This window comes from Stutzerimonas stutzeri (genome assembly GCF_000935215.1).
Lineage (GTDB): Bacteria > Pseudomonadota > Gammaproteobacteria > Pseudomonadales > Pseudomonadaceae > Stutzerimonas.
In genome coordinates this window covers 1-9619 of sequence record NZ_JXXD01000245.1, presented here as the reverse complement: position 1 = coordinate 9619, position 9619 = coordinate 1, and the positions used below count along the sequence as shown (strand labels likewise).

Here is a 9619-nt window from a genome sequence, read left to right as displayed (position 1 = left end):
CCCCGCAGCGAGCCGGTAAGGGCGGCATTCAACCGCTATGTCGAGTTCATCACCGAAGAGCTGAAAGGCAAGGTCGCCTATTACGAGATCTGGAACGAATGGGACGTCGAGGACCCGCGCGACCCGGAATTCACCCAGGATTACGCGCGGCTGATCGCCGATGCGTCCGGGATCATCCGGCAGCGCGCGCCCGGCGCCAAGGTGCTCGCCGGCGCCGTGACCAGCCAGGGCATCGACTCCGGTTTCGCCCTGCGCCTGCTGGAGAACGGCCTGATGCAATCGGTGGACGGCCTGTCCTTGCATCCCTACGTGCACTGCCGCGGCTGGCGGCGCAACACCCCAGAGGCCTGGATCGAATGGATGAGCGAGGTCGACAAGGACCTGACCCGCGCCGCCGGACGCCCGGTACCGCTCTACCTGACGGAGATGGCCTGGCCCGCCCATCAGGGCGCATGCGGCATCGATGAAAGCCTGCAGGCGGCCTACCTCGCCCGCGCCTTCTTCCTGGCCAAGACGCTGCCGAGCATCAAGGGCATGTGGTGGTACGACTTCCGCAACGATGGCACCGACAAGACCGAGCGCGAACACAACTTCGGCCTGGTACGGCAGGACTTCACCCTCAAGCCGGCCTATTCGGTGCTCGCCTCCATCAGCCCGATCGTCAGCCAGTACAGCTTCCTCAGCCGCGAAGAGAAAACTCCGGGTGACGTGGTGATGCTGCGATTCGCACGCGCAGACGATGAGCTGATAGTCGCCTGGAGCACCGGCAAACCGCGGACCGTGGAGCTGCAGAACGCCGAAGGCCAGGCGGGCCAGGTGGCGCTGATCAATACCGCCCAGCCCCAGCACGGCCGCGTGGTGACCAGTACCGAGTGGAAGTGTCCGGGCAAAGGCAAGGCGTGCAGCACCGAGGTGGAGCTCGATGGATTCCCGAAAATCATCAGCCTGCGCGCGGTGCAGAACGACGGTTGATCCCTGTCGCGACATGCACTGACCGCACGACCGGCCACCCAGGCGAAACGCAACCGGACCAGCACGCGCTGGCCAACCCACATTGACAGCCAAGCACGACGCATCGCTTCGCCAGCCGCCACCTGGCGGCGCACACCTTCCCCGCAAGGAGAGCCCTACATGATCGCCATCAACGCCCGTTTCCTGACTCAGGAAACCCGCGGTGTGCAACGTTTTGCCGAACAGGTCTGCCTTGAGCTTGCCGCCATGCGAAAGGACCTGACATTCATTGCGCCGGACGACATTCGCATGCACGCCAGCGCCGAGCGCCTGCAGGTGCGGCGGATCGGCCGGAACCACGGGCATCTGTGGGAGCAGCTGGACCTGCCTCTCTGGCTGGCGCGCCATGGCTATCCGCCGCTGGTGTCACTGTGCAACACGGCACCGCTGATCTACCGCAACCAGATCGCCACCCATCACGACATCACCTACGTGCGCCATCCGGAAAGCTATTCGCGCGCCTTCCGCAGCGTCTACAAGGGGCTCACGCCGCTGCTGCTCAAGCGCATCAAGGCGCTGATTACCGTCAGCGACTTCTCACGCAAGGAAATCGCCCGCTACTACGGCTACCCGAGCGAGAAGATCTGCGTCGTCCCCAACGCGGTGTCGGCCAAGTTCCATCCGCCGAGTGGCGCGGATCGCAGCGGCAATGCCAGGCCATACGTACTGGCGGTGTCCTCCCCGAACGCGCACAAGAACTTCGCGCGAATGGTCGCGGCCTTCCTCAGCCTGGAAGGCTTCGATGACGTGGAGCTGCATATCGTCGGCGACTCGCACTCGGTGTTCTCCGGCTCCACCTCCAGCATGGATGGCAATCCGCGCGTACGCATTCTCGGCCGGCTGAACGACGATCAGCTGGTGCGCGAATACCAGGGCGCCACCGCCTTCGTGTTTCCTTCGCTCTACGAAGGCTTCGGCATTCCACCGCTGGAGGCCCAGGCCTGCGGATGCCCGGTGATCGCCGCGCGGGCCGCGTCGATACCCGAAGTGCTCGGCGAGAGCGTGCTCTATTTCGAGCCCCTGAACATCGAGGACATCGCACGCTGCATGCGCCACGTGCTGCAGGACGCGCGCCTGCGCGACGACCTGCGCACCCTCGGCCTGGCCAATGTGGAGCGCTACTCGTGGAAACGCTCGGCGCAAACCGTATCGCAGCTGATCGACAAGGCGCTGATGGGCAAGCCCAGCCCGCCGTCCTTTATCGCCTGGTCATCGGGCCGCCCCTGATGCGCGACGAATGCAGTCCCGACATTCAACTCCATCAATCAAGCGAGGCAGACCATGGAACGGTTGGCGCATATCGACGCGCTACGCGGCAGCGCAGCCCTACTCCTGATTTTCCAGACCCTGCTGCTGCCACTGTCAGACGGCTGGGCGCTGCAGCACGCCCTGGACCCCGGGCTGCTGGCGATGCTCTGGTTCCTGCTGTGCTGCGGTTTCATCGTGCCGGCCAGCCTGCACTCCAGCGTCGACGGCGGGCGAGGCTTCGTCGTCCGCCGCCTGCTGCGCCTGCTGCGCCTGCTGCCGGTCTACCTGCTGGCGGTGCTGCTGACCGCCATTCTGTTGCCGACGGCACCGGCCTGGCTGCCGGGTGTGGCCGCGCCAGGCAGCGCCATGGCGTTCGAGGTCATCGGCGCTTACGGAGCGCTGCCGCCAATCCTGCTGTTCTACGGGTTCTGCCTGCTGCTGCAGGTGCTCGGCCTGTTGCACAGCGTCAGTCTGCGGACCAGCTGCGCGCTCGTGCTGCTGGCGGTGGCGCTGCTGCTCGCCCTGGCGCGGCAGCTGCTGGACACAGAGCTACCGGTCACGCTGCCGCTGGCGCTATCACTGATGTTTTTCGCATCACTCAGGTACGAGGCCAAGCATGAAAGCAGCAGCTACGCCCGCAGACGAGCCCGCGAATATGCGCGCTACACGCTGCGAATCTACCTGCTGGTGCTGCCGATCATCTTCCTGGCCGGCTGGTCTGCGGACGCAACCGCCTGGCCCCGGGACCTGCTCACCTATGCCCTGGCCATCGTGACCTTCCTGCTGGTCACTAGCCGGCTACCGCTACGGGCACCGCCGCTCGTCTGGCTTGGAAGCCTCAGCTACTCACTCTATTTGCTGCTGTCGGCGATGCAGCGCCTGAGCGAGCTGCTGACCCAGGCGCTCGGCCTGACCGGCCCGGCCGCCAGCCTGGCTGGCGCTGTCTTCGGCCTGCTGCTGGCCCTTGGTAGCGCCCAGCTCTGCCGACAGTTGCTGGATCTGCCGCTGGCTCACGCCGGCAGGCGCCTGACCAGACAGGGCGATCTGATGCCACTGGCACGCCTGCACAGCCGCTGAGGCTCACCGCCTCGCTGCTCACTCTTTCTCGATCAAGGATGTCATGCCATGAAAGTTGCCATCGTTCACGACTGGCTGGTGACGTATGCCGGCGCCGAGCGCGTGCTCGCCGGGCTGTGCGCCGTCTGGCCGGACGCCGATCTGTTCGCCGTCATCGATTTTCTCTCCGACGCCGACCGTGCCCACCTCGGCGGCAAGCGCGCCACCACCACCTTCATCCAGCAACTGCCGAAGGCGCGCACCCATTACCAGAAGTACCTGCCGCTGATGCCGCTGGCCATCGAGCAGCTCGACATGTCCTCGTATGACCTGATCATTTCCAGCAGCCACGCAGTGGCCAAGGGCGTGCTGACCGGGCCCAACCAGCTGCACATCAGCTACGTGCATTCGCCCATCCGCTACGCCTGGGACCTGCAGCACCAGTACCTGCACGAAGCCAGCCTGGAGCGCGGCATCAAGGCCAAGCTGGCGCGCATGCTGCTGCACTACATGCGCATGTGGGACCAGCGCACCGCCAGCGGCGTCGACGAGTTCATCGCCAATTCGCACTTCATCGGCCGGCGCATCAACAAGAGCTACCGGCGCCAATCCACGGTGATCTACCCGCCGGTCGACACCCGCCAGTTCACCCTGCACGAGGCCAAGGAAGACTTCTATCTCACCGCCTCACGGATGGTGCCCTACAAGAAGATGCCGATGATCATCGAGGCATTCGCGGCCATGCCGGACAAACGCCTGATCGTCATCGGCACCGGCCCGGAAATGGAAAAGGCCCGTGAAGCGGCCGGGCCCAACGTCACCCTGCTCGGCTACCAGAGTTTCGAAGTGTTGCTGCAACACATGCAGCGCGCCAAGGCATTCGTCTTCGCCGCCGAAGAAGATTTCGGCATCGCGCCGATCGAGGCGCAGGCCTGTGGCACGCCGGTGGTCGCCTACGGGCGCGGCGGCGTACTGGAAACCGTGCGCGGGCTCGAACATGCCGAACCCACGGGCGTGTTCTACCCGGAGCAGACCACCGCCTCGCTCATCGCCGCCATCGGCGAATTCGAGGCCCAGTGCTCGCGCATCATCCCGGAAAACTGCCGACGCAATGCCGAGCGCTTCTCCAGCGAACGCTTCCAGCAGGAAATCCGCGCCTTCGTCGACGCGCGTCTGCGCGAAGCCAGGGCCTTCGACCTTCAGCAGAGCTCCGCGCCCTTGCCGGCCCCCAGCACGCCGCTCTACCCGGCAGCCGTGATGCCGATCAAGCACGCCTGAGCGTAGTCCCCATCAACCCCATTCACTTACGAGGTTTCAAGGATGAACACAGTAAAAAAGTGGATGAGAGTGACCCGAGCGCTCGGGTTCGCTCTCGTTGTAGCGATCGAGCCCGCCAGCGCTGCGGTGAACGCCGACACGCTGATCACCGATCCGACCAACCCGTCCGGCCAGTTGCCGGCCTGCACCAGCGCCGGCAGTGCGAGCGTCATCGCCTACAGCGACTCGTCAACCGACGCCACGCCACGCTGTGGCTCCAGTGGCGGCGGGCAGCAGGAAAGCCCGTCCGCTCATCAACCGTATCGATTCGCGGAACCGGCGTCCGGTTCGTTCTGGAGTCCGCCGGCAGACAGCAGGCGCTATTCATTCTGATCCGGGCGGTTACCGCACCGGGTTATGCAGGAGCACAGGCATGAGCACAGAAGAAACATCCAGAACGTCGCTGATTCTGGCCGATGGCTATTCCTACACCGAACTCATTCCCGCACCCGGCGCGCCTGACGGACCGTCGGGCAATGGATTCATCCGCATCTTCCATGCCTTCTTCAGCCCCAACGAAGAAGGCACGACAGCCGATGTGCAGCAGCCCGACTGCCTGCCGTTGGCCACGCCTGAACAGAGCTGAGGAGATATTCCGTGCAGAACACCGCGCGCGTCGAACCCTGCAAGCAGAGTGCACAGGCAGCCGCCACCTGCGCCGGCGAGATGCCGGTGCGACGGCAAACCACCATCGTCACGGTGACCTACGGCGACCGCCTGGTTTACCTGCGCCGACTGATCGAGCAGGCCTTCGCCTTCGAACAGATCACCCGCGTACTGGTGGTCAGCAATGCCTCGACCGCACCACTCGAACAACTGACCAGCCGCTGGCCCGGTCAGGTGCGCATCATTCCGCTGGCGCACAACACCGGCTCGGCTAACGGCTATGCGGTGGGGCTGGAAGCGGCGCTAGCCGAAGGTGCGCAGTACATCTGGATGATGGATGACGACAACGCCCCCACCGCGTCCGCGGTGCGGCTGCTGCATGAAGAACTGGCGCGAATGGCTGACGAGGTAGGGCTGCATCGTGCCGCCGTGCTGGGCTTTCGCCCCAGTCAGCAGGAAGACATCGCCCGTGGCGTACCGAGCCGTTTCGCCATCCAGCCGCGTTCCAGCTACTTCGGCTTTCACGTCGCGCAGCTGCCGTACAAGGTCTGGCGCCGCCTGCCTTGGGGCCGGCCAAACGGCACGCCGCTGCGGGCCATCGACCTGCCCTTCGCCCCCTATGGCGGCATGCTCGCCCATCGCAGCCTGTACGAGGCGATCGGGGTGCCGTTGCGCGAGCTGGTGCTCTACGCCGACGATACCGAGTACACCCGTCGCATCACCGCCAAAGGCGGCCGTCTGCGCCTGGTGACCGATGCGCTGATCGACGAGCTGGAGCTGTCCTGGAACATCAAGGCGCACACCCGCAACATCTACGAAGCCTTCCTGCTCGGTGATTCCGACTTCCGTGCGTACTACACCGCCCGCAACCAGGCCTGGTTCGACACCTACGTCTGGGCTGCCTCACCCTGGCTGTATCGGCTGAACCGAAGCATCTTCCTCGGCCTGCTGCGGCACGTGGCCCGGCGACAGCAGGTTCCGGAACGGCTGCAACTGATCGAGCAGGCCATCCGTGACGGCGAGAACCGTTCGCTGGGGATGCATCAGACCTTTCCGTTGCGCTGAACCCATTCCAAGGAGGAGCCGATGCACGCGCCAACCACTGCGCCAAGAGACAACAACTTCGATTTCCTGCGCTTCTTTGCCGCCTCGATGGTCGTGTTCGGCCATAGCTACGGCCTATCCGGTCAGGCGGACCGGGAACCTCTGCGCCTGTTCAGCGGCAGCTACGACTCGGCGGATATCGCCGTACACGTGTTCTTCGTGATGAGCGGTTTCCTCATTGCGGCGTCCTGGCTGAACAGCCGCAGCGTGCTGGATTTTGCCGCCAAGCGAGCCCTGCGCATCATGCCGGCACTGATCGTCTCGGTGCTGTTCGTGGTCCTGCTGATCGGTCCGCTGGCCACCGAGCTGCCGCTTGGCGATTACTTCACCGCCCCCGGCACGCTCGCCTACCTGGCCAATGCCGCGCTGATCACCGAGTTCCGCCTGCCCGGCGTATTCGAGGCCAACCCGTTTCCCCACAGCGTCAACGGTTCGCTCTGGACACTGCCTTACGAAGTGCTGATGTACGCCACAGTGCTGACGCTCGGAGTCGTCAAGGTATTCGGCCGCAGCAGCGCGCTAATCGGCCTGATTCTGATGGTGGGTGTGCATTTCCACCTGATGCCGATCTACGAGATGCAGAGCGATCTGCTGCGCAAGGCCACTCGCCTGGGGATGTTCTTCTATGCCGGCGTGCTGCTCTATCTGTACCGGCACCTCGTTCGCTGGAACTGGAAAATCGCTGCGCTGCTGGTTGCTGCCAACCTGGTGAGTGCCCGCACCGATCACTGGGAGCTGGTGCACGTGCTGACCCTGCCCTACCTGACGCTCTACCTCGCCCAACTGCGCATTCCGAGGCTGGCCGGCTTCGGCAAGGCCGGCGACTTCTCCTACGGCCTGTACATCTTCAGCTTCCCGGTCCAGCAGCTACTGATGCACTGGACCGACGGCCAGCTGCCACTGATTCCCTTCATGCTTCTTGGCTTCGCTGCCAGCCTGGCGCTCGCGGTGCTGTCCTGGCACCTCGTCGAATCGCCAGCGCTTCGGCTCAAGCGCTACCTGCCGCGCCAGAGCCCCTCAACGGCGCCGGTAGTTGCGACATCCAATCGCTGATCGCTAAAAATCCTCTACGGGACTGGCGAGCGCGTCCTTGAGCTTTCTTGCCTCCAGTTTAGGAAACGAAAAACGGACGGCAAGTATCGAGTCAGCGCCGTCATCCATTATCACCAGCTCAGCGACACGCGTATTGTCCTTGGCGGCAGCTACTGCTGTCGTGACATTAGGATGCTTCTTGGCACGATCCAGACCTTCGATGAAGGTGTAGGTTAGGTTTCCTGCGTTAGCCGCCACGCTTTCGTAACTGGACAACTTTGCTGCGAAATCCTGCCGGCTGCTACGGCGGTCCAGATCAAGAAGATCAAGCTGCGAACTGGCATCAGCCAGTGAGACAAGTGCAAAGGTCTTGGCCAGCGCAGCGACCGCCTGTACATAGGCCTGCTGCTCAAAACCTGACAACAGACTGACCATATAAAGCTTGTCGCCGGAGAACAGTAAAGCGGCGGTAAAAGCGTGCCCCACGAATTTGACGTCATCTATGCACAGTGCGGTAGCGCCAATTTCTACAGAACAATCGTAATAGCCAGCCTGATTGCTGTATTTGCTGAACGGCGCGCCATACACATGCTCCTTGAACAGCGCATCATCGGCCAAAGCGCTCGTGCACAGCGCCATGGCAGCGGTCATCGCCAGGCCTTTCGATAGCAACGTTTTCATGAAGTCCATTTCCCCGGTTGAATGAAGGCGGCGATGATAGCCTTTTGATACCTCGCGTAACACGATTCGCAGTACGACCGCCGCTTGCGACCAATGGTTCGAGGTTTAGCCCAGCCAGACCGCCACGCTCCCGGCCAAGGCAATGGAACGGTGAACCGCTGAACGGTCGAGCGCTGCCGCTTTCAGTCTGGCTAAAAAATGCTCAGCTCTATATACTCGCGCGCTTTTTTCATGCGCGGTTTTCGAGGTTCAAAGTCGATGAGCAAAACGCCAACAGTCGGATTCGTGAGCTTGGGTTGCCCCAAGGCAACGGTCGACTCTGAACGCATCCTCACCCAGCTGCGCATGGAGGGCTACCAGATCGTGCCGTCCTACGAGGATGCCGATGTAGTGGTGGTCAACACCTGCGGTTTCATCGACAGCGCCAAGGCCGAATCGCTGGACGCCATCGGCGAGGCGATCGCTGAGAACGGCAAGGTGATCGTCACCGGCTGCATGGGCGTGGACGAGAACAACATCCGCGGCGTACACCCCAGCGTGCTGGCCGTCACCGGGCCGCAGCAGTACGAGCAGGTGGTCAATGCGGTACACGAAGTGGTGCCGCCGAACATCGAGCACGACCCCTTCGTCGATCTGGTGCCGCCGCAGGGCATCAAACTCACCCCGCGCCACTACGCCTATCTGAAGATTTCCGAAGGCTGCAACCACACGTGCAGCTTCTGCATCATCCCGTCGATGCGCGGCAAGCTGGTCAGCCGTCCGGTGGGCGATGTGCTCAGCGAAGCCGAGCGCCTGGTCAAGGCCGGCGTGAAGGAAGTCCTGGTGATCAGCCAGGACACCAGCGCCTATGGCGTCGACCTCAAGTACAAGCTGGATTTCTGGAACGGCCAGCCGGTCAAGACGCGCATGCTCGAGCTGTGCGAGGAGCTGGGCAAGATGGGCGTCTGGGTGCGCCTGCACTACGTTTATCCGTACCCGAATGTCGACGACGTGATCCCGCTGATGGCCGCCGGCAAGATCCTGCCGTACCTGGACATCCCCTTCCAGCACGCCAGCCCGAAGGTGCTCAAGGCCATGAAGCGCCCGGCCTTCGAAGACAAGACCCTCGCGCGCATCAAGAAGTGGCGCGAGATCTGCCCCGAGCTGACCATCCGCTCGACCTTCATCGTCGGCTTCCCCGGCGAGACCGAAGAAGATTTTCAGTACCTGCTCGACTGGCTGACCGAAGCCCAGCTCGACCGCGTCGGCTGCTTCCAGTATTCGCCGGTTGACGGTGCACCGGCCGAGGTCATGGGCCTGGAACCGGTACCGGACGAGATCAAGCAGGATCGCTGGGACCGCTTCATGGCGCACCAGCAGGCCATCAGCGCCGCGCGCCTGCAGCTGAAGGTCGACAAGGAACTCGACGTGCTGATCGATGAAGTGGACGAGGACGGCGCCATCGGCCGCTCCTGGGCCGACGCCCCGGAGATCGACGGCATGGTCTACATCGACAGCGAGAAACCGCTGCAGCCGGGCGACAAGGTCCGCGTGCGCGTCACCCACGCCGACGAGTACGACCTCT

10 protein-coding genes are annotated in these 9619 nt (G+C 63.6%); 9 read left to right on the top strand and 1 reads right to left on the bottom strand.

The window, feature by feature from the left end:
• From LO50_RS21135 to LO50_RS21100, 8 genes are all read left to right on the top strand, one after another.
• A partial coding sequence (locus LO50_RS21135; RefSeq protein WP_044316258.1) for a hypothetical protein occupies nt 1-972 on the top strand: 972 nt, incomplete at its 5' end.
• 159 nt (nt 973-1131) lie between these two features.
• Nucleotides 1132-2238: a glycosyltransferase family 4 protein gene (locus tag LO50_RS21130; RefSeq protein ID WP_044316257.1), complete on the top strand. Its 1107-nt coding sequence runs from the start codon at nt 1132-1134 to the stop codon at nt 2236-2238.
• A 54-nt stretch (nt 2239-2292) separates the two neighbouring features.
• On the top strand, nt 2293-3336 hold the full coding sequence (locus LO50_RS21125; RefSeq protein ID WP_044316256.1) for a hypothetical protein: 1044 nt from the start codon (nt 2293-2295) through the stop codon (nt 3334-3336).
• Nucleotides 3337-3384: 48 nt separating this feature from the next.
• Nucleotides 3385-4593 carry a glycosyltransferase family 4 protein gene (locus LO50_RS21120; protein WP_044316255.1) on the top strand — a complete coding sequence of 403 codons (1209 nt, stop codon included), beginning with the start codon at nt 3385-3387 and terminating at the stop codon, nt 4591-4593.
• Between the two features lie 42 nt (nt 4594-4635).
• Nucleotides 4636-4965: a hypothetical protein gene (locus LO50_RS21115; protein WP_044316254.1), complete on the top strand. Its 330-nt coding sequence runs from the start codon at nt 4636-4638 to the stop codon at nt 4963-4965.
• A gap of 40 nt (nt 4966-5005) precedes the next feature.
• Nucleotides 5006-5218, top strand: a complete 213-nt coding sequence (locus LO50_RS21110; protein ID WP_014820576.1) for a hypothetical protein — start codon at nt 5006-5008, stop codon at nt 5216-5218.
• Between the two features lie 11 nt (nt 5219-5229).
• Nucleotides 5230-6303, top strand: coding sequence for a glycosyltransferase (locus LO50_RS21105; RefSeq protein ID WP_044316253.1), 1074 nt, complete (start codon nt 5230-5232; stop codon nt 6301-6303).
• Between the two features lie 21 nt (nt 6304-6324).
• Nucleotides 6325-7395 carry an acyltransferase family protein gene (locus LO50_RS21100; RefSeq protein ID WP_044316252.1) on the top strand — a complete coding sequence of 357 codons (1071 nt, stop codon included), beginning with the start codon at nt 6325-6327 and terminating at the stop codon, nt 7393-7395.
• A gap of 3 nt (nt 7396-7398) precedes the next feature.
• Here the strand turns inward: LO50_RS21100 and LO50_RS21095 are convergent, their stop codons facing one another.
• Nucleotides 7399-8055: a hypothetical protein gene (locus LO50_RS21095; protein ID WP_014820579.1), complete on the bottom strand. Its 657-nt coding sequence runs from the start codon at nt 8053-8055 to the stop codon at nt 7399-7401.
• 258 nt (nt 8056-8313) lie between these two features.
• Here LO50_RS21095 and rimO point away from each other — a divergent pair.
• On the top strand, nt 8314-9619 hold a 1306-nt coding region (gene rimO / locus LO50_RS21090; protein ID WP_044316259.1), incomplete at its 3' end, for a 30S ribosomal protein S12 methylthiotransferase RimO.

Coding starts and splice junctions, on each gene's coding strand:
- LO50_RS21115 (WP_044316254.1), top strand. CDS start 4,636: ATGAACACAGTAAAAAAGTGGATGAGAGTGACCCGAGCGCTCGGGTTC.
- LO50_RS21095 (WP_014820579.1), bottom strand. CDS start 8,055: ATGAAAACGTTGCTATCGAAAGGCCTGGCGATGACCGCTGCCATGGCG.
- LO50_RS21100 (WP_044316252.1), top strand. CDS start 6,325: ATGCACGCGCCAACCACTGCGCCAAGAGACAACAACTTCGATTTCCTG.
- LO50_RS21110 (WP_014820576.1), top strand. CDS start 5,006: ATGAGCACAGAAGAAACATCCAGAACGTCGCTGATTCTGGCCGATGGC.
- LO50_RS21120 (WP_044316255.1), top strand. CDS start 3,385: ATGAAAGTTGCCATCGTTCACGACTGGCTGGTGACGTATGCCGGCGCC.
- LO50_RS21125 (WP_044316256.1), top strand. CDS start 2,293: ATGGAACGGTTGGCGCATATCGACGCGCTACGCGGCAGCGCAGCCCTA.
- LO50_RS21130 (WP_044316257.1), top strand. CDS start 1,132: ATGATCGCCATCAACGCCCGTTTCCTGACTCAGGAAACCCGCGGTGTG.